We start from the raw sequence: 20,329 nt of genomic DNA, 5'->3' as shown, positions 1-20,329 counted from the left end.
TTTCTTAGGATAAATCAATCTTAGTGAGTAATTCCTGAACGGAAATTGCAGGAATTGATGAGGTTTTGAAATCTTTCAAATTCCGGCTAACAATGTAATCAATGTCGCTCTTTGACTCAGCGCATCCTATTTGAATGGCATCCTCAAAGTCTCTATGAGCAGATTTGAGAGATGTTCTTGCGATAGTTTGGGTGATGTCAAGAACTGTAACGATCTCGGAAATTTCAGAAAGTAAGTGTCTTAAATGATTTTCAGAGACTTGTTTTTTTAGAATGTAGTGCGTTGCGGCGATAGAATGTGTGGAAGTGAAAAGTTGAATTTTTCCTTCCTCGCTTAACGCGAAAATTTCTAATGCCTCAGAAGAAAACGGAGGACGATTGGTGAGAAAATCGATTAATATGTTTGTATCAAGAAAAACTTTCATTTCAGATGCTTCTCCTCCATAGCTTTCCGTAACTCTTCCTCATCTTCAAAATTGGGGGGAAGCTCAATTTTGCCCGCAATTGCCTGAAGTCTTTCAGAAATAGTATGGCGTGCGTATGAGCTGGTTATTTTTTCAAAATAATCTTCCACTAAACCTGAGAGGCTATTCCCAGTGTTTTCAGCATAAAGCTTTGCCTTCTTTATGACTTTCTCATTAAGTGATAATGTGAGCTTTTTATTCATTGCACGTGTGGTTTATTTAAATGTACGTACAAATCTACAGATTGATCATTTTTTTAAGATTAATTCAAAGCTGAAATACTGACTATCTTCTGTCTACAAATTCCACCAATAGGTAAACTTCAGCACCAATGATCTGTTTTTAGTGTAAAATGGGGCGGGAAGGTAATTGTCTGTGTAAACCAAAAACAGATCGGAAGCAGGCTTGAATCGCCACTGGAAGCGGGTGTTCAGGTTAATATTTTCTATCTGTTCGTTATACTGAACAAAAGCCGTGAAGAAGAGCGTATTTGTCATAGTGACATCTACCCTAGGACCCACTAACCAGAAGCTGGTCGTATTCCAAGGTTCAGGCAAGTGTATTTCGTTATAGCCAGCATTCATCGTAATGCTTACGTATGGCTGAAACCTATAGCCGAGCTCAGCTGTCACATTGTATCGCTCGCCATTTGCATAGTATCCACCCAAACGTGTGGTGAATGCATAGGTAAATACACTTTGTGGTTTTGATGTGAATTCAGCTCCCATGGCGTACCATTGATGTTCCGTCCCTGTAGCTAGTGTGTCTCCGCTGTAGTTTGTGGGGTCAAAAGGTCGCTGTAGCCTCACATAATCGGTACTCGTCCACATCATGAAAGTGCTTTGACTTCGCCATTTCAAGTTATAAGCCAAGAATGTAGTGTTGTCAGTTTTCTCTCCGTTTTTGTTGAAAAAGAAGGTTGTGCTTACGTCTGGCCCATGGCTTAGGATTTTTTCGCTTTTAGGAAACCAGCGGTAGCCTACCTGTGGATTGGCTTTGTAAAAGCCCCTTCTCGGCACATAGCCTACTTCTGCGGTATAGTTTTCAGATACATATTCATGTTGCCAGCTCCATGTGAGATTTCCGGCGGTGTATTTCAGATTGGCAGCATGGACAAATCCATTGCCTACATTGTCTGGCCCAAAGCTTTGAAGCATCATCGCTTTTCCTGTCCAGAGGTTGTTGGACGAAGCTAGGTTGTATTCCAAGCCTACATTTCTATTGAACTGAGAATAAATTGGTGCTTCTGCGTCTGGGTCAGGATTGTAATTCAGTGATTGCTTATTGATAAAGAGTCCTGTGATATTTGAGCGTGCGCCTACTTGCCGCTGAAGTGCCAAGACAGTGAAGTTTTGAGCTGGTAGTTCATCTTCTTTCACTTTTCCAGTTTGCATATTCATTGCCCCAACGCGCCAGTTTTTATTGATTTTGCCGCTAAGTCTAGCTCCAAATTGTATTGGAGCATTCAGACCTATTCTTCTGGAGAAAAATGGTCGGATAGTGCTGTAGCCAAAGCCTGCGAATAAATCTCCATTTTCAAGAAAAAACTGCCTTCGCTCAGGGAAAAACAATTCAAATCGATCCAGATTCGTCACCTGCCGATCCACTTCCACTTGGGAGAAATCGGGGTTTACCGTAAGATCCAGATTCAAGGAAGAAGTCAAGCCTATTTTAGCATCCAAACCAACTTCTTTTCTATATACAGCTTCTTCGCCTGACGACACGTCTTTACTAAACCCTCCCAATGCGTAAGGGATCACAGAGATATTTGCGCCAGTTTGTGGAGGAGCTTCGTCCCAAACCAAGATTCCTGTATAAGCTAAGGAAGCAGAGGGGAATTGTCGTGGGACTGGAGCCCAGCCTGATTTCTCAGTGGTTTTAAGATCAAGTCGGGAAAAATTAATTCCCCATTCGGTAATCCCTTTTTTGTAGCGGATGGATTTGAAAGGAATTTTGGCTTCAAAAACCCACTTGTCATCATAGTTAGTGACTTTGGATGACCATTTATTATCCCAACTGAGGTCCACACTTCCGCCATTATACATGATTCCATCCCATTGCGCACCTGCAGCATTGGCACCAAAAGAAAATCCATTCGTCTGGTCATCGAATGGATCCATGAAGAGTAAGAAGTTGTCATTTTTGCCAAAGCTGAAATCTCTTCGAAGTGATTCGACCATATATGGGCCTTCAACGGCATGAAAATTCTCAACAAGTAAATAGAGATTTTCATCATCATAGGTCATTCTCACATCAGTTCTTACTCGCGCAAAACTCGTATCCATCGGAGTAATCATGAAGAAATCTGTGGCAACTTCTGCGTCTAACCAGGCTTGTTCATCTAGCGCGCCATCAATAAGGATTTCTGAGCTTGCTTTTTGGATATGTAGTTGATAATCCGAATTGATCTTTTGGGCTGACAGAGATGCCGCTAAGAATAAATTTAGAAAGAGAAATAAGAGGAGTTTGGACATGCAAAAGGAGACTTTCAAAGGTATTTATGGAATACTTGAAGGCGCTGAAATTCATTTTAAACGTACAAGCGTCTCACTTCCAGCAATAAGTTACTGCTTTAGGCGGTAATTCATGGTCAGGTTGATTTGTCTCATTTGACGTTGTGAGCTGCCTTCAGTATAGAAGTTTACTCCCTCCGTGATGTACCTGTTTTTACGGGAGTTTAGGATGTCGATCACATTTAAGGTTAAGGTTCCACGATCCTGGATGATGCCTTTACTTGCAGATAAATCCATGAAGAATATGCCTTTACGGATTCCTTGAGCTGTTTTTTGACGTGCTTCGTAATTCATTCTAAGTTGTAGATCTAGACCGTTGTTCAAGGTGAATCTTGAAGTTTGACGGAGCAACCAGGAATAAGTTTTTGCAGTATAGCCCGCTTGAATATTACTTCCATCAATGTTTGCATGGAAGAAATTCAAATTCATGTCGATTTTCCACCATTCCTTAGGACGGTAATCGCCACTCAGTTCCACGCCAAAAGAGTTCTCACCATTCAAGTTGTAAGGTTTTGTGACCGAATTTCCTTCTTCGTTTACCGTACGAAGTCGTTCGATTTTATCATCTGTGCTTCGGTAGTAAACTGTAGTGAAAAGTGTTCCATTGTCAAAATACTTAATGTGGCCTAGTTCGAAGGCATTAGTGTATTCAGGGTTCAAATCTGGATTTCCACTGAAGAAATTTCTAGAATCAGAGAAGGTAACATAGGGACTTAAATCATTATAAACAGGTCTCTGAACTCTTCTGCTGTAGCTAAGCTGAAAGGCATTTTCTTGCGTAATGTTATAGGTCAAATGTGCACTTGGGAATAGGTTAGTGTAATTCCTTGGATTTTCCTCGTTCGTCTCTTCCAAAGTCGTTTTGACATCGGTGTACTCCGCACGTAAACCTGCCTGATAACTCCAGTTTTTCGTTTTATTTCCTACAATCCCGTATGCGGCCATGATATTTTCATCGTAGAGAAAAATGTTGTCCAAGCCTGGGATCGGTGTAAATTCTCCATCCTCGCCTTTTTCCTTCACGATGTAGTCATTTTTCATTCTTCGAAAGCTTGTTCTAAAACCAGTCTCAAATTTCCCCTCTTTTGCAAAAGGCTTCACATAATCCAACATTGCTAAATATTGATTTTCGTACTCGTCATTTAGCGAAGTTTGTACTTGTCTGAGCGCTGTTTGTTCTATTCCTACTGGTGAAAAAGTATTCTGTGTGAAGAGTTGATCTGAATTCTCCCAGTAATTTAGGTAGGTGAAAGTTGTCGTGAGTTCATGTCCTTTTTGCTCAAAGGTCCGCTTATAATTTGCAGATATTTCTGAGTTTGGCTCCTCTTCGGTTTCATCTTGCCTTCTTAGCGTGTAGCTCTGTAGGTTTTCAGATGTATTCCAAGAATCCTCGTATCGAATGTCTGTAATGCGATGTGCATCGCTTCTTCGCCATAAGTAGGATAGGGTAAGGATACTTTTTTCATTGAAGTAGTAGTCCAATCCACCCCGAATATTGTTGTTTAGGCTAGTAACGTTCCCTTTATTTGACTGATTAAGAATGAAAGTCGTGTCCTGCCCATAAACTTCCTGATACAACTCTCCCACATTTGGGGATCTGCGGTGAGACAACCCGTAATTGATGAACCAATTGATTTTTTTATGACGATAATTCAAATTAGCAGTAAAACCAAGGTTAGTTGGTGTGCCAGCGATTACCTCGAAAGAGCCGTTGAAGCCTTGATTGTTTTCCTTTTTTAGAATGATGTTGATGACTCCCGCCATTCCTTCTGCTTCGTAGCGGGCGGATGGATTCGTGATGATTTCCACGCGTTCTACCATATTGGCGGGAAGTTGACGCAGTCCACTGCTGCCTTTGAAGCTCACCAGTCCGGATGGCTTTCCATCAATGAGGATTCTCACATTCGCAGAGCCTCTCAAGCGAACATTTCCTTCTGGATCTACCGATACTGAAGGCAAGTTCATTAAAATATCATTTGCATTGCCTCCTGCATTTGCAAGATCTTTTCCCACATTGAAAATCCGCTTATCTAGGGAAAGCTCCATAATCGTCTTTTCGCCACGAACAACAACTTCGTCCAAATCACCAGCGGTAGATTTCATTTTAATCTGACCGAGATTATATGAGGGAGAATCTTTTGTGGTAGAAAAGAGATCAGTTCTAAAGGGTTCGTACCCCATGAACTCCACCAACGCATAGAATTGTCCGTTGGTAATTTCGATTTTGAATTCACCGTTATCATCCGATAAACCTCCCGAGATCAAACTATCCGCACTGGTGTAAATACCGATGGAAGCAAAAGGAAGTGGTGAGTCTGTGCCTTCTTCTAGGATAATCCCTGTAAGTGTGATTTTTTTTGGACCTTGCTGAGCTAGGAGGGGAATAGACAAAAACAGGCTTAGGATAAGCACAACGGAACTCTTGCCATAAGAGCGATGTAAGGCAGTAGACATTAGATGTCAGTTAAGTTTAGGTTTGAGGTGATTTTACATCCAAAGCAAATCTTGCTGGGAATTAAAATCATGGAAAGATATTTTGATTTTGCGTAAAAATCAGTTAAAAAATGATCAAAGGTGGATTTATACAGACGAACAGCTTGGGGCTAGTCCAGCTGTTGTAATACTTATTTTCTTTTCAAAAGACTAGCAACTGTTCTTCCTATCCAATCCAAACGCTCAATTGGCCCAATCAACGAACCGTGCATCATATCCATTATTGGCATCCTGCCAGCTTTGGGTTGATTTGGATAGATGAGAATAAAGCTGTGGTTTTTAAGCCAAATATTAATCAATTGAGGTACTCGCTCTAGTCGAGGATGGTAAGACGCTTCTCCTTTGCGACTGAGTACCATTATCAGATTGTCGTCAGGCTTGAGCAATATATTCAGATTCCCAAGTTCATCCCACTCAGGAAAAGGCCTGAAATCTACTCGTATTGGATGCTTTTGGAGAATGTCTCCTAGGTATTCTCTAGTTTCTTCGGAAGCATAAAAGATCATTCTAGCTCCAGAGTTTCTCGCGATGTTCCATACTTTAACTAACCAAAAAGGGAAGCCAAGCTCCTTTTCAGCATAAGGAGGTATAAAAACCAAATGTCGCTTATGCGTGTCAAAAGGCTGATGAGGCTTATAAATAAACGTTGTTGTATTACACCTGCTTAGCAGCCCTTCAGTGAGATTACCAAGAAAACTATCATCCATTTTTGACTTTTCGTGTAATCCTAGTACCAAATCTGTGATTTTGTTTTCATGAATCACTCCTGAAATTCCATGTTCTACATTAGTGTCATAGCGTAGCAGTTCGTATAGGAAATGATCTGTTGATCCGGCTGTTTTGCTAGCTTGATTGAGAGTCTTCTGAGCTTTCATTTCAGCATTAGTATCTTCCAAGTCTGGATTGATAATGCTGAGTGCATACAGATTAGATTGTTTTTGAGGTGATTTTAGCATGATGCTAAGATGAATCAGCTCATCGGAAGTTTCCTGATTTCTCACTGGAATGAGGATCCGTTCTTGCACGTCTTCGTTGGTGTCTTCATCCAGTGGTGAATCGGCCATTACCAATCGTTTGGCCCCTTTTTGCGCTTCTAAGGAAGCAATAGTGCAGGTCACAAGGATCATGATGATAGTACCATTTAGCACATATTCCGAGAGAAGTCGAATCGGTTCTCCATTGGCATCAGTTCCTATAATAATTTTATAGCCTACAGTCACAGCTGCCAAAGTCGCTGCAGCCTGAGCATTGCTTAATCCGAAAATGATTCTTCGCTCATCTTTCGAAAAGCCATAGGTTTTCTGAGTAGCCAATGCAGCCAAATACTTGGAGAGCGTGGCTACCACTGTCATAACTATCGCTACTAAGATGGCTTCCCAACCATTGATGAACACTGAGAAATCAACTAACATCCCTACACCAATCAGGAAAAAAGGAATGAAAATTGCGTTTCCGACAAACTCTATCCTATTCATCAGGGGAGAAGTGTGCGAGATTAATGGATTTACTGCCAAGCCTACGAGAAATGCGCCGATAATTGGTTCCACGCCTGCCAATTCTGCCAAGGCTGCCCCTAGAAAAACGAGAACCAAACAAAATACATATTGGGAGACGCTGTCTTCATACTTCTTGAGAAACCAACGGGCAATCATTGGGAGCAGAAATAAGATGATGCAGGTAAAGATTATTAAAGACACAACTAACTTGGTCCAGAAAATGGTGTTTACTTCACCTTGAGTGGCGCCAACAACTATCGCAAGTACTAACAAGGCAAGTGTGTCTGTGATCAGCGTGCCTCCAACTGTAATGTTGACAGCCTTATTTTTTGCGATGCCCATCTTTGAAATCATTGGGTAAGCAATGAGTGTGTGAGAAGCAAACATACTCGCAAGCAAAATTGAGGTGAGTATCCCGAAATTTAAAATATACAATCCAGTGATCATTCCCAGAATCATAGGAATCAGGAAGGTGTACATGCCAAATACAATGCTTTTTTTACTGTTTTTCCGAAAATCTGCTAGGTCAATTTCCAATCCTGCCAGAAACATAATGTAAAGCATTCCAGCAGTACCCGAGAGGATTATGCTACTGTCACGTTCAATCCAATTTAGTCCCTTCGGGCCTACAACAGCCCCTGCTATAATTAGCCCCAGAAGTGGAGGGATTTTTAATCGATTAAGGGCAATCGGTGCAAGCAAAATGATCAATAAAATCAATAGGAATTTGAGCACCGGATTATCGATGGGCAAGATTAATTCCGAAAGTTGATCTAGGTGCATATTTTATAAATTTAAGCAGGAAATCAGATTTCTCCGCTAACTAAATAAACGGTGTAGCCCAAGTATGAAACTAAAAGTATGGCAGCTTCCCAGCGGTCTAATTTTTTGCGCTTTCCGGTAAACATAGCGACAAACAAAAAAAGCGTTCCTGCACCTAAAATGGCAAGGTCAGTATTGAATGTGAGCGTATAGTCCAGAGGGGTGATAAGCGAACTCACCCCAAGTATTAAGAAGATGTTGAAGATGTTGGAGCCAATAATATTGCCGATAGCTATGTCATTATTCTTTTTCATCGATGCGACTACAGAAGTGGCAAGTTCTGGAAGGGAAGTTCCAGCAGCCACGATGGTAAGTCCGATGATTTTCTCACTCACACCAAATGATTGAGCCATCGCTACTGCATTATCTACAACCAGCTTTCCACCTAAAACTAGTCCTGTCAAACCTGCGAGAATGAACATCCAAATCTTAAGATTGGAGTAATCCTTTTGAATAATATCATTATTGTCTGGCTCGGATTTTAGCTGGGTAAAGACGTAGTATAGAAAACCCGCAAATAGGGTTAGGAGGATAATTCCATCTACAGCTGATAGACCAGGAGTGTCAGAACTGAAGAAGTTGTTTGCTAAAAATAGCAGGATAATGGCTGCTAGGAATGAAAATGGAATTTCCTTCCAAACAGAACTTGACTGCACAGTAAGAGGAGTGATCAGGCCAGCTATCCCTAAGATGATAAATAAGTTGAAGTTATTCGAGCCAATTACATTGCCAAAAACAATGTCAGGATAGCCTCCCATGGAAGCAACAGAATTAACGACCAATTCTGGTGCGGAAGTACCAAAAGCAACTATCGTTAAGCCAATAGCTAGATCTGATACTTTGTGTTTTTTTGCCAATACGGAGGCACCATCAACAAGCCAATCAGCGCCTTTTACAAGAAGTAGCAGGCCGACAATTAAGAGAATAATAGGTAAAGTCATTTCAGTAGCTCGGTTGGAATAAGTATGATTTTATAACCAAATAAATCTGTCAAAAGTAGTGGGAAAAGGTGCTCCGAAATTCAGCACAGAAGTAATTATTTTTTGGAATAAAATATATTTATGTATGCACTGCTTTTATCCTGATAAAGTAGGTTTTGCTTTCCCATGAAATATCTCTATTTTTCCTAATACTCTTTAAACCAAAATGTTATGAAACGTTTTTTTTATCCATTATTCTTACTGATTATTTTAAATTATTCAGGAGCAATGGCACAAGGGCAAATGCCTGATTACATCAAAGAGAAAATAACCTATCCGGTCTTTGATTTCCATCCTTGGGTAGGGGTAATGCCCGTATCTAATGGGGCTTTGCCTTACGATTCGACGCTTGATTATAAGGTTGCCTTAGATCTCTATGGTAAAATGAAAGATTCCACAGCGATTCATCCTACTATTTTGGAAGTGGCAAGGACTTACAATCTCAATATTGCGAATGGTGTTCCTGCCGAAAAAATTCAGATTGTAGCAGTTATTCATGGGGGGCTAGTACAAGCAATTCTTTCGGAAGAGGAGTATCAGAAAAAGTATCAAACTACCAATCCAAACATAGCGGCAATAAAAGCCTTAGAAGGTGCTGGAGTTAAATTTTACGTCTGTGGACAGAGTATGGCTTTTTATAAACTTGGAAGTGAGAATATTACCCCAATGGTTAAAATGGCCATTTCTGCCAAAACTACTTTCATCACATTGGACCAAATGGGATACTCTTATCTCAACGTCAGTGATGATTAACAAATTGACGTAGATTATAATAGAATCTAGATATGCTAAATACCTGCTGAATTGGGGTTCGATTCCTATTTGACTTATCAGGTTTAGGATTCTACTATCCTATAGCATCTGGAGGCTACTATCTATTAGGGCTTTACGGATTACTGGTTTTTGTTTTATTAGCAAGACAATTTTTCAATCAGTGGTAGTTCAATTGAGAATCCTCATTGCATGATGGGAGTTGCTTTCAAAGTCCCTGTGAAAAATCGATAATCCTCAATTTATAGCAGTAGGAGGTGTGCTTTTAATAAGGCTTAATTCATTTCAGTTCCGAGCAATGGTTGTTTAGCCGTCTACTTTTCTAACAATAAAAATTTCGATCTAAGTAGCCAGTATGTACTAGCTCACCAGCAGAAGCAGCATTAAGCAGTCAAAAAGTGTGAGACTTTAAAGCAAAGTAATATTTGCAAGAAAATTTAAGGCAATAAAAAAGAGCTCGATATAATATCGAGCTCTTTTTATTATTAGTATGTCGGGTGAATTACTTCACTTCGAAGCTAGCTCTTCTAGCCAACTGTCTTGCGTCAGCAGAAGATTTGTCAACACTAGTATCTTCGCCATATCCTTTGTAAGATAATCTAGAAGCATCAACTCCAGAAGCAACTATGATGTCATATACTGACTTAGCTCTTCTTTCAGAAAGCTTCATGTTGTAATCTTCAGGGCCGATTTCGTCAGCATAACCTTTAATCTCAACACTTACTCCTGGATTCTTTTTCAAGAAGTTAGACACATAGCTAGCAGCGCTAGTAGAGTATCCAAGAGGCTTAGCGCTATCGAATGCGTAGTAAACGTTTACATAACCGTCATTGATCGCTTTCTTGAAGAAATCAACCTGCTCTTGTACTTCCTCAACAGGACATCCGTTTGTAGATGCTGGGCCAGGAAGGAATGGACACTTGTCCATGTGATCAGGAGTTCCGTCACCGTCAGAATCCAAAGTCATACCAGAAGAGTTAACTCTAGCTCCAGCTGGAGTATTAGGCTCTTTGTCCAAGTAATCAGGAACGCCATCACCATCAGAATCTTTCAACATGTCTTTGATACCGTTGATCTGAGTAGCAAGCTCCTCTTTAGTAGCATATTTATCAGCTGCGATGAACCAATCAGCATGCTCTTCATTTTTACCTAGGTAAAACTGAACTCCAAGAGTTCCAGTCCACCAAGTACCATTAGCTCCGTAGAAGCCATTGTTTGATTGAGGAGTGATTGCTGAAGCGCCATCAAATGCAACAGTCTGACGACCATTTAGGATAGTAGAGATGTCACCTACAAGTGCAACTCCTTTACCCAACTTCAATTGTGGGGTTACTCCAAAAATTAACGTGTAAACATCATCTTTGAAGCCAGCATGAAGATTCTCTTCAGGCTTAACTTGGCCAATGCCTGCTCCACCATGTAGTAACAATCCAAATGATCTTGTGAAAGATTCAAAATTCATGATACGACCAATGTTTGCAACACCTTGAAGATCTAATCGGTTGTATTTTGTACTAAAAGTACCAGTCGAAGGGTTTCCGTTTTCAGCTTCTTTAAAAGAACCAAAACCGTAGTCTACTTTGACACCGAATTTTTCATTGAACATGTAACGAGCACCAAAGTCAATGTGACCAAGGTTAAGGGAAGGCGAAAGAAATCCAGGGGTCAAAGGAGCCATTGGTTTGTTAAAACCGCCGTTTACTTCAAGTGACCACTTGTCGAATTCTTGGGCGTTGGCTCCAAATGCCAAAGCTCCTGCCATTAGGGTAGATAGTATTAGTTTTTTCATAACAAAAAATTTTTGTTCAAATTTTAAGTGTTGATTGATGTGAATACAAATTTATTAACTTTTAATTTACTACAAATCTAGCTGAATTATTTTAAACCCAATTCCGGGAAAAAAATAATTCCTGTCTTTGTTCAAATTTATCGAAGAAATATTAACATAATTTATGCCAAAATGAAATTTCTATACGAAATCCTCAAACAAAATAGTGTTTCGGGTGATGAGTCTGAAACGTCAGATTTTCTTTTACAATATATAGACCAACGAAAGAATTATTGGAATGTTTTGCCTGAAATCTATTCTGGTGAAGATTTTCATGATTGTATTTTATTGAAATTTGGAGTGCCTAGAACTGCTGTTTTTGCGCATATGGATACCATTGGTTTCATGTCAAGGTATAATAATCAGTTGATTAGCGTTGGTGGACCCGAGATAATTGAAGGTACTAATCTAGAGGGAAGAGATTCTTTAGGTGAGATATCTTGTAAATTAAAAGGTGACGAAAACGCTATTTCTCATGATTTTCCTCGTGGAATTGATCCAGGGACACGACTTTCTTTTGCCCAAAACGTCAGAATTGACGAGGAATTTATTCAGGCAGCGTACCTAGATAATAGATTGGGGGTATATACTGCGATGGAATTGTGTGAAACTATTACCGATGGTTGGGTGATTTTTTCCACATATGAGGAACATGGGGGCGGTAGTATGCCTTTTTTGCTCAAGTTCATCCAAGAAACTTCTCCTATAAAGCAGGCGTTGATAGCAGATATCACGTGGATTACTGAAGGAGTACAGTTCCATAATGGGGTGGTGATCTCTATTCGGGACAAATTTATTCCGCGAAAGAAGTTTATTGATAAAATCATTGAGCTTGTAAGCGAAAGTGGGATTCCTTATCAGCTTGAAGTTGAAGAGTACGGCGGCAGCGACGGTAGAGAAGTTCAGTTTTCTCCATATGCCATTGATTGGTGTTTTATCGGTGCGGCTGAGGAGAATGTCCACACGCCTGATGAAAAAGTCTCCTTAGCTGATTTGGAAGCAATGATTAAGATTTATCCTTATTTATTGGAAAGACTCTAATTATATAGAATGAATATAGTAGTAAAAGACAAAGAATTTGAAATATATCTCAGCGCTGAGAAAATTAATCAACGGAATTCCCAGCTTGGGCAGGCAATCACCGCAGACTTTACAGGGGAGGAATTAATTGTTCTTGGAATTTTGAATGGCTCATTTGTATTTATGGCAGACCTGTGTAGGTATATCGACCTACCTCTCTCCACTTCTTTTATAAAGGTAAGTAGCTATTCGGGTACAGAATCTACTGGAAAAGTACGTTCTATATTGGGTTTGGAAGAAAAAATTGAAGGCAAAAGTGTTCTGATCGTAGAAGATATAGTGGATACAGGAATCAGCATGGATTATTTGTTAAAGGCACTTTCCGAATTCAATCCTGCCAAACTTTCCATAGTCACACTGCTGCATAAACCTGACGCTTTTCGTTTTAATTACGCTTTAGATTATGTCGGTTTTGAAATTCCCAATAAATTTGTGGTTGGTTACGGCCTTGATTACGATGGTTTGGGTAGGAATCTATCCGATATTTATCAACTCAGTACTCCTTAAATAATAGACTTACGAATGTATAATATTGTATTATTTGGCCCTCCGGGTGCAGGCAAAGGCACTCAAAGTGAAAAGCTTATCGAGAAATACGGACTCACGCACTTATCTACAGGAGATCTTTTTAGAAAGCATCTAGGAGAAGGTACGGAACTCGGTCAGCTCGCAAAAAAGTACATGAACGAAGGCCGTCTAGTACCTGACGAAGTAGTAATCGGTATGGTAGAGGACAAAATCAATGAAACTAAGGACGCTCGCGGATTTATTTTTGATGGGTTTCCACGTACTACCGCTCAGGCTGAAGCGCTGGACGAAATGCTATCTCATCACAAGCTACAGATCAATGGAATGATAGCGTTGGATGTCCCTGAGGAGGTGTTACGAGTTAGAATCAAGGAAAGAGGTAAAACCTCTAATCGTGTGGATGATCAGGATGATGAGAAAATCAATACAAGGATAAAAGTGTACTTAGACGAGACTCTTCCTGTGGCTGACTATTATGCTTCGCAAAGCAAACTTCAGAAAATCAATGGTGTAGGAGAAATCAACCAAATCTTCAATGACATCACTTCGGTGATTGATAGCTACTGATTCCCTTTATTTTCCTAATTTTGCAATTCATATTTGGCTAGGCTTTTAAGCTTAGCCTTTTTCTTTATCAAAAAATGGCTGATTCAAATTTCATAGATTACGTTAAGTTCTGCTCCCGATCAGGCGCAGGTGGACCTGGGTCGACTCATTTTCGAAGAGAAAAGCACGTTCCAAAAGGTGGTCCCGATGGTGGTGACGGTGGAAGAGGTGGACACATTATAGTAAGAGGTACTACCCAAGTGTGGACGTTACTCCATCTGAAATATAAAAAACATGTGATAGCTGATGCTGGTAAAAGCGGAGAAGGTGGAAGAAGAACTGGAGCGGACGGAAAGGACATGATCCTAGAAGTACCTCTTGGAACTATTGCCAAAGATGCTGAGACAGGAGAGAAGCGATTTGAAATCACCGAAGATGGACAGGAAATTATTCTGACCAAAGGTGGAAGAGGTGGTTTGGGAAATGACCATTTCAAAACATCGACTAATCAAGCGCCACATTATTCTCAGCCAGGTGAAGAAGGAATAGAAGAGTGGATCATTCTAGAGCTAAAGCTTCTCGCTGATGTTGGTTTGGTAGGATTTCCAAATGCAGGTAAATCAACTTTGCTTTCATCCATATCAGCTGCTAGACCAGAGATAGGGGATTATCCATTTACTACACTGGTTCCTAATCTAGGAGTAGTTGGCTATCATGGTGATCAGTCCTTTGTCATGGCTGATATTCCTGGGATTATTGAAGGAGCAGCGGAGGGGAAAGGTCTTGGTATTCGATTCCTTCGTCATATTGAGCGTAACTCGATTTTGCTTTTCATGGTACCTGCCGATGCACCTGATATCGCAGAGCAATACAAAATTCTTCTAGGTGAATTGGAGAAATATAATCCCGAACTTCTTGATAAAAGAAGACTCTTGGCTATATCTAAGACAGATATGCTGGACGAGGAACTAATCAAAGAAATGGAGAAGGAAGTGCCAAAGGGAATTCCTCACGTTTTTATTTCATCTGTCTCTCAGTACAATCTTGACAGGCTCAAGGATCTAATCTGGCAGGCTATTCACGAAGGTTAAGGTTAAGGTGTCAGTTTGTCAGAGAAAGTGCGCTGGCAACAATATTGATAAGCTCATAGCTCCAATTATTGTCTATTTCAATTATGAATAATAACGAACAAGTGGATCAAGAAATGAATTTTAAGGACGAGAAACTTAATGAAGACACAGTTGAGAACACTTCTTCTGAAGTGGATTTCGAGGGCTTAGAATCTCAGGCTGTATCTGAAGAGAATAAGCTTGAATACGAGGTCGCTGATCTGAAAGATAAATATTTACGTCTATACTCAGATTTTGAGAATTATAGAAAAAGAACCGCTAAGGAGCGTTTGGATTTAATTACCACCGCTTCTGAAGATATGTTGAGGGATTTGATTCCAGTAGTCGATGACTTTGAACGTGCCTTCAAGGCGAGTGAGAATGATACAGAAGGTTCAAAAGTGAGAGAGGGTAACCTTCTTATTTTTCAAAAATTAGTAAAAATCCTAGAATCGAAAGGTTTAAAACCAATGGATAACCTGATTGGTAATGCGTTCGATGCAGAAACTCAAGAAGCAATCACTCAGATCCCAGCACCAAGTGAGGCGCTGAAAGGAAAAGTGGTCGATGTAATCGAAAAAGGTTACGTCCTAGGAGGTAAAGTAGTACGCTACGCAAAAGTAGTGATAGGAGCATAAGATTATGGCTAAAAGAGATTATTACGAAGTACTTGGAGTAGCGAAATCCGCTTCCGCAGACGAAATAAAGAAAGCTTACAGGAAATTAGCGATTCAATATCACCCTGATAAAAATCCTGATAATCCTGCAGCTGAAGATAAATTCAAGGAGGCAGCCGAAGCTTACGAGGTTCTAAGTAACTCAGAGAAAAAACAACGTTACGATCAATTCGGTCATCAAGGTGTAGGCGGTGCTGGAGGATATGGCGGCGGTGGAATGAATATGGATGATATCTTTTCCCAATTCGGCGATATTTTCGGCGGCGGCGGAGGAGGTGGCGGATTTGGTTCGTTCTTCGGTGGCGGCGGCGGTGGCCGACGTACTAAGAAAGGAACAAATCTTCGCGTGAAGATGAAAATGACCCTTGCCGAGATTGCAAATGGAGTAGAAAAGAAGATAAAGGTTAAACGCCATCTGATAGCAGATGGAGTGACGTTTAAGACCTGTTCTACTTGTCAAGGTGCTGGACAAGTGAAGAAGGTTGTCAATACCATGCTTGGCCAGATGGTTTCAGCTAGCACATGTGGAGTTTGTGGAGGTAGTGGTCAGATTGTCGACAAAAAGCCTGCAGATGCAGATGCTAGAGGCCTGATAGTAAAAGAGGAGGTAATCTCTATAAATATCCCAGGAGGTGTGGCTGAAGGAATGCAGCTAAGTATGTCTGGAAAAGGGAATGAGATTCCTGGTGGAATCGCTGGTGACCTGCTTATTGTAATTGAGGAAATTGAGGATAAGCTTCTTCAGCGTGATGGGAACAATGTGATTTATGATCTATACGTTTCCTTTATAGATGCAGCTCTAGGTGCTTCGGTAGAAGTACCTACTATTGAAGGAAAAGTGAAGATAAAAATTGATCAAGGAACTCAAAGCGGTAAGATGCTCCGCTTGAAAGGAAAAGGGATCAAAGATATCAATGGATACGCTAAAGGAGATCAACTCATCATGGTAAATGTGTGGACACCTACGCATTTGTCAAGGGAGGAAAAAGAAACGTTGGAGAATTTCAAGGACTCGGATAATTTTAAACCTGACCCTGGAAATAGCGAAAAATCATTCTTCGATAAGATGAAAGAGTTCTTTTAATATAAAATAAGCCGGAAGTAATTCTGGCTTTTTTTATATTTTTAAAAAACCTTTTTAAAGACGCCTCGTAACCTTACCGTATGCTTAGAAAATTGTGTCTGCTTTTTCTGATGATGATTGGATGGGTAGCTGTGAGTAAGGCGCAACTAGTCAAAGAGTTCAAAGCGACAGAAAAAGACGGTTTTGATATGGTTGCTCTTGAGTTCACTACTTATAAGAGTGCCACTCAGATGAGGCGAACCAAATCTTCCGACCCTGTCTATATTCATGGACATCTAGAAAAGGCGAATATACTTCCTGTATTTTCCCATAAAATCTCCAATAATATCCTACAGACTTCTTTAATTCATAAGAATGTGGAGTCTGAAAACTTAGGGAAAAGTATCACGTCCAAATTATTCTCAGGTTCTGGCGATGACTTTGACCATAGCTGGAATGTGGGCTTGAGTACTAATTACCTCTATCATCTTGATTTTAATTTGGGAATGGGCAAGTCGGATTTTGACTTGGCGAATTTGACCATCAATCAGCTGAAGGTGAAAAGTGCCAGTGCCGACGTGACTATTCGTTATGGAAGTAATTCTCCGAACCAAGTCCAGATGGATACGCTGCTTGTTACCTTGAACATGGGGACAGTAGTGATTGAAAATGCCAATTTCACGAATGCTAAAAAGATGATTTTTGAGGTGAATTATGGCAAGATTGATTTGACTTTCTCTGAAGGAATGCCCAATGGTAGTCAGGTAATTGCTGCTGTAGGAGCGGGTTCACTCCATTTGAAACTACCTTCGGATTCATTTCCTATCAAAATAAAAATGAGAACAACGGCTATGTGTAAAACTACCTTGCCGAAATATTTAAAATCATTAGAAAAAGGGACCTACGTCACTAAAGGCTATGATGCCACGGACCCTAGATTAATGGAATTGATCATTGATGTGGGAGTCGGTTCATTAGTTGTAGAATAATCCCTATTTTTTGGATCATGCTAAAAATAGAAAAGCTTAATAAGTCTTACGGAGTCAATAAAGCGCTTACAGATGTAGATTTGAATGTGTCTGAAGGAGTTGTGTTTGGACTACTTGGTCCGAATGGAGCAGGTAAGACTACGTTGATCCGGATTATCAATCAGATTATTGATGGTGATAGCGGTGAAGTCTACATAGGTGGAGAACTTCTGGCTCCAAAGCATATTGAATTAATCGGATATCTACCTGAAGAGCGAGGCCTTTATAAGAAAATGAAGGTCTGGGATCAGATGCTTTATTTTGCCAGACTCAAAGGATTAAGTCCACAGGAAGCCAAGATAAAAATCAAATACTGGCTGGAGAAGCTAGAAATGGAAACTTGGAAAGACAAGAAGATTGAAGACCTCTCTAAAGGGATGGCTCAGAAAGTCCAATTTATTTCCACCATTATTCACAATCCCCCGCTTTTGATTCTTGACGAGCCATTTTCAGGCTTTGACCCAGTAAATGCTGAGATTATCAAAAATGAGATTTTGGAACTTAAAGAGAAGGGCACAACTGTGATCCTAAGTACTCATCGTATGGAGTCAGTCGAACTCCTGTGTGATCAGGTAGCAATGATCAATCGCTCCAAAAAAATACTTGACGGCACGATCAAAAAGCTTAAATCCACTTATCGGCCAGAGGTCTATTCCGTCACATTAGATCAACTTAAGAAAGATTTGCCTACAGAGTGGATATCTAAAGAAGATGAAGGTAGTTTCAATTTCACACTTCCGCTCAGCGGAAAGAAGCCGAACGATCTGCTTAATGAATTAATGCAATACGGGCAAGTGAGTAGATTCCAAGAGCTTATACCAAGCATGGAAGAAATTTTTATTCACCAGGTAAAGTCAACAGAGAATGGATAAGATCTGGTTAGTGATTCAACGTGAGTATGTATCACGTGTCAAAAAGAAGTCTTTTTTACTCGTTACTTTATTAACTCCATTGATTTTTCCGGCTATCATGGGAGTCTTTGTCTGGATAGCTTTAGAAGAAGAGGATAATCAAGCCCTTCGAATTATAGAAGTAGTAGACGATAATAAGCTGTTTTTCTTGGAGAGCTCAGAGCAATATGCTTTTTCCTTTTCCGATTTAAGTTCTGAAAAAGCGAAGAAGCTAGTCCAGGATGGGGATCGCTATGGTTTCCTGCATATTCCAGAATTTGATATAGAAGATCCAAGTGGGATTTCCTTTTATGGAGAGGAGAATCCAAGTATGAGTTTGATCAGTTACTTGGAAAATAATTTGCGAAAAAAAATCGAAGAGCAACGGCTTTTCGAAAGTGGGATTGATCCCAAAATCATCAATGATGTCCGAACAAAAGTAGCAATCAAATCGATCACCTTAGATGATGAAGGTACCGAAACTGTAAGTGATGCTACAGTGAATTATGCCATAGGATTTGTAGCAGGAATACTGATCTACATGTTTATTTTCATTTATGGAAATCAGATAATGCAAGGTGTTATTGAGGAGAAGTCCAGTAGGATCGTCGAGATTTTAGTTTCCTCACTGAAGCCATTTCAGCTGATGCTCGGCAAAATTATTGGAATCGCTGGAGTAGGCCTGACTCAACTGTTGATTTGGATTGTGTTAATCGGAACCCTTACCACTATCGTTACGGGTTTCCTTGGTATGCAGATGCCTCAGCAGCAGGCGATGGAGCTCGCTAATCCTGAATTGGCTCAAGGGTTAGCCCAAAACACTGACATGGGCGATATTCTACTAGTGCTTTCAGGTATCAATTACATTCAAATTGTATTAAGTTTTGTCTTTTACTTTTTGGGAGGATATTTACTTTATGGGGCCTTGTTTGCAGCAATTGGTTCGGCTGTAGATGCTCCCTCAGATGCTCAACAGTTTATGTTGCCTGTGACTATACCTTTGATAGTTGCCTACATGGGCTTGTTTGTGTTTGTTTTGAATGATCCTAACAGCACTACCTCATTTTGGCTTTCGGTCGTACCCTTAACCTCGCCAATAGCAATGATGGGAAGGGTTAGCTATGGTGTGCCAATTTGGGAGCTTATGCTTTCAATGGGACTTTTGATTGTGGGTTTTCTCTTTACTACCTGGGTAGCTGGAAAAATCTACAGAATCGGGATTCTAATGCATGGCACTAAGCCAAGTTACAAGACGCTTTGGAAGTGGATCAAAACCAATAATTGATTCGATGCTTTGTTAAAATCTAGGTAGAAAGAAGCTTTTGACAAAGCATCGAAATTTAATGACAATATAAACTGGGCTATCAGCCCGAGTTTTTATTTTATCTTCGCAGCATGTTTGTTCTATCTGATACACCATCACTAGCCAATCGCTTCCTGCGTGAAATGAGAGATATCCGCATTCAAAATGATAGAATGCGCTTTCGAAGAAACCTGGAGCGGATGGGTGAAATAATGGCTTATGAAATATCCAAGTCATTTGAATATGTTTCCGAGGTAATAGAAACTCCCCTTACATCATCTTCGGCACTGAATCCAATAGAGCAACCTGTAATCATATCCGTGATGCGGGCATCGTTGCCATTTTACCATGGTTTTTTAAACTATTTCGATCAGGCAGACAGTGGGTTTATAGGTGCTTTTCGAGATGAGAGTGAGCCTGGAGAAATCACCGTTCAGTTGGGGTATCACGCTAGTCCAAGCGTAGAGGGTAGGACAATAATTCTTGCTGACCCTATGCTCGCTACTGGTAAGTCTCTAGTAGAATCGATTCAATCTATTCTTTCTTACGGCACACCAAAGCACATTCACATTGCTTCTGTAATTGCAGCACCTGAGGGCATAGAATACCTCAGTAAAAACATCTCTTGCTCTTATTCACTTTGGCTGGGAGCGATTGACGATAAATTAAATCACCAATCCTACATCGTCCCTGGACTAGGTGATGCTGGAGATCTTGCTTTTGGCCCAAAACTTTAATT

The 20,329-nt window shown here is 40.3% G+C and carries 18 protein-coding genes; 11 read left to right on the top strand and 7 right to left on the bottom strand.

The window, feature by feature from the left end; genetic code table 11:
• Positions 1–4: 4 nt before the first annotated feature.
• The 6 genes from BM291_RS03310 to BM291_RS03285 all read right to left on the bottom strand — a co-directional run bounded on the left by BM291_RS03310 (position 5) and on the right by BM291_RS03285 (position 8,728).
• Complete coding sequence (locus BM291_RS03310) at positions 5–424, bottom strand: type II toxin-antitoxin system VapC family toxin (protein ID WP_092894744.1); 420 nt, start codon at positions 422–424, stop codon at positions 5–7.
• Entirely contained in the window at positions 421–666 is a 246-nt protein-coding gene (locus BM291_RS03305) for a DUF6364 family protein (protein WP_092894743.1), read from the bottom strand. Before BM291_RS03305 ends, BM291_RS03310 begins: the two co-directional genes overlap by 4 nt.
• A gap of 93 nt (positions 667–759) precedes the next feature.
• Positions 760–2,937 (bottom strand): DUF5916 domain-containing protein, encoded by a 2,178-nt coding sequence (locus BM291_RS03300; protein WP_175499638.1) that lies wholly within the window; start codon positions 2,935–2,937, stop codon positions 760–762.
• 90 nt (positions 2,938–3,027) lie between these two features.
• The gene (locus BM291_RS03295; RefSeq protein WP_092894741.1) at positions 3,028–5,430 is read right to left on the bottom strand and encodes a TonB-dependent receptor; all 2,403 of its coding nucleotides are present in this window, start codon (positions 5,428–5,430) and stop codon (positions 3,028–3,030) included.
• Positions 5,431–5,600: 170 nt separating this feature from the next.
• Complete coding sequence (locus tag BM291_RS03290) at positions 5,601–7,748, bottom strand: cation:proton antiporter (protein WP_092894740.1); 2,148 nt, start codon at positions 7,746–7,748, stop codon at positions 5,601–5,603.
• A gap of 23 nt (positions 7,749–7,771) precedes the next feature.
• Positions 7,772–8,728, bottom strand: coding sequence for a calcium/sodium antiporter (locus tag BM291_RS03285; protein ID WP_092894739.1), 957 nt, complete (start codon positions 8,726–8,728; stop codon positions 7,772–7,774).
• 210 nt (positions 8,729–8,938) lie between these two features.
• On the opposite strand from BM291_RS03285, the gene BM291_RS03280 reads away from it, so the two are divergent.
• Positions 8,939–9,520: a DsrE family protein gene (locus BM291_RS03280; RefSeq protein ID WP_092894738.1), complete on the top strand. Its 582-nt coding sequence runs from the start codon at positions 8,939–8,941 to the stop codon at positions 9,518–9,520.
• A 520-nt stretch (positions 9,521–10,040) separates the two neighbouring features.
• On the opposite strand, the gene BM291_RS03275 is transcribed toward BM291_RS03280, so the two are convergent.
• Positions 10,041–11,327, bottom strand: coding sequence for an OmpA family protein (locus BM291_RS03275; RefSeq protein ID WP_092894737.1), 1,287 nt, complete (start codon positions 11,325–11,327; stop codon positions 10,041–10,043).
• Between the two features lie 171 nt (positions 11,328–11,498).
• Between BM291_RS03275 and BM291_RS03270 the strand changes: the two genes are divergently transcribed.
• The 10 genes from BM291_RS03270 (at position 11,499) to upp (ending at position 20,327) form a co-directional block, all read left to right on the top strand.
• Entirely contained in the window at positions 11,499–12,407 is a 909-nt protein-coding gene (locus tag BM291_RS03270) for a M20/M25/M40 family metallo-hydrolase (protein WP_092894736.1), read from the top strand.
• Positions 12,408–12,416: 9 nt separating this feature from the next.
• Entirely contained in the window at positions 12,417–12,953 is a 537-nt protein-coding gene (gene hpt, locus BM291_RS03265) for a hypoxanthine phosphoribosyltransferase (RefSeq protein WP_092894735.1), read from the top strand.
• A 15-nt stretch (positions 12,954–12,968) separates the two neighbouring features.
• Positions 12,969–13,541: an adenylate kinase gene (locus BM291_RS03260; protein ID WP_092894734.1), complete on the top strand. Its 573-nt coding sequence runs from the start codon at positions 12,969–12,971 to the stop codon at positions 13,539–13,541.
• 74 nt (positions 13,542–13,615) lie between these two features.
• Complete coding sequence (obgE, locus tag BM291_RS03255) at positions 13,616–14,611, top strand: GTPase ObgE (RefSeq protein ID WP_092894733.1); 996 nt, start codon at positions 13,616–13,618, stop codon at positions 14,609–14,611.
• 83 nt (positions 14,612–14,694) lie between these two features.
• Positions 14,695–15,267, top strand: coding sequence for a nucleotide exchange factor GrpE (locus BM291_RS03250; RefSeq protein WP_092894732.1), 573 nt, complete (start codon positions 14,695–14,697; stop codon positions 15,265–15,267).
• Positions 15,268–15,271: 4 nt separating this feature from the next.
• Positions 15,272–16,390 carry a molecular chaperone DnaJ gene (dnaJ, locus tag BM291_RS03245; RefSeq protein WP_092894731.1) on the top strand — a complete coding sequence of 373 codons (1,119 nt, stop codon included), beginning with the start codon at positions 15,272–15,274 and terminating at the stop codon, positions 16,388–16,390.
• A gap of 80 nt (positions 16,391–16,470) precedes the next feature.
• On the top strand, positions 16,471–17,358 hold the full coding sequence (locus BM291_RS03240; RefSeq protein ID WP_245786760.1) for a hypothetical protein: 888 nt from the start codon (positions 16,471–16,473) through the stop codon (positions 17,356–17,358).
• A 17-nt stretch (positions 17,359–17,375) separates the two neighbouring features.
• Complete coding sequence (locus tag BM291_RS03235; RefSeq protein WP_092894730.1) at positions 17,376–18,269, top strand: ABC transporter ATP-binding protein; 894 nt, start codon at positions 17,376–17,378, stop codon at positions 18,267–18,269.
• Entirely contained in the window at positions 18,262–19,572 is a 1,311-nt protein-coding gene (locus BM291_RS03230; RefSeq protein WP_092894729.1) for an ABC transporter permease, read from the top strand. Before BM291_RS03235 ends, BM291_RS03230 begins: the two co-directional genes overlap by 8 nt.
• Before the next feature lie 110 nt (positions 19,573–19,682).
• The gene (upp, locus tag BM291_RS03225) at positions 19,683–20,327 is read left to right on the top strand and encodes a uracil phosphoribosyltransferase (protein WP_092894728.1); all 645 of its coding nucleotides are present in this window, start codon (positions 19,683–19,685) and stop codon (positions 20,325–20,327) included.
• Positions 20,328–20,329: the final 2 nt, after the last annotated feature.

Source organism: Algoriphagus aquimarinus, from assembly GCF_900112005.1.
Classification (GTDB): domain Bacteria; phylum Bacteroidota; class Bacteroidia; order Cytophagales; family Cyclobacteriaceae; genus Algoriphagus; species Algoriphagus aquimarinus.
Note: the sequence above shows the minus strand (reverse complement) of the source record. Positions and strands in the feature narration are given on the sequence as shown.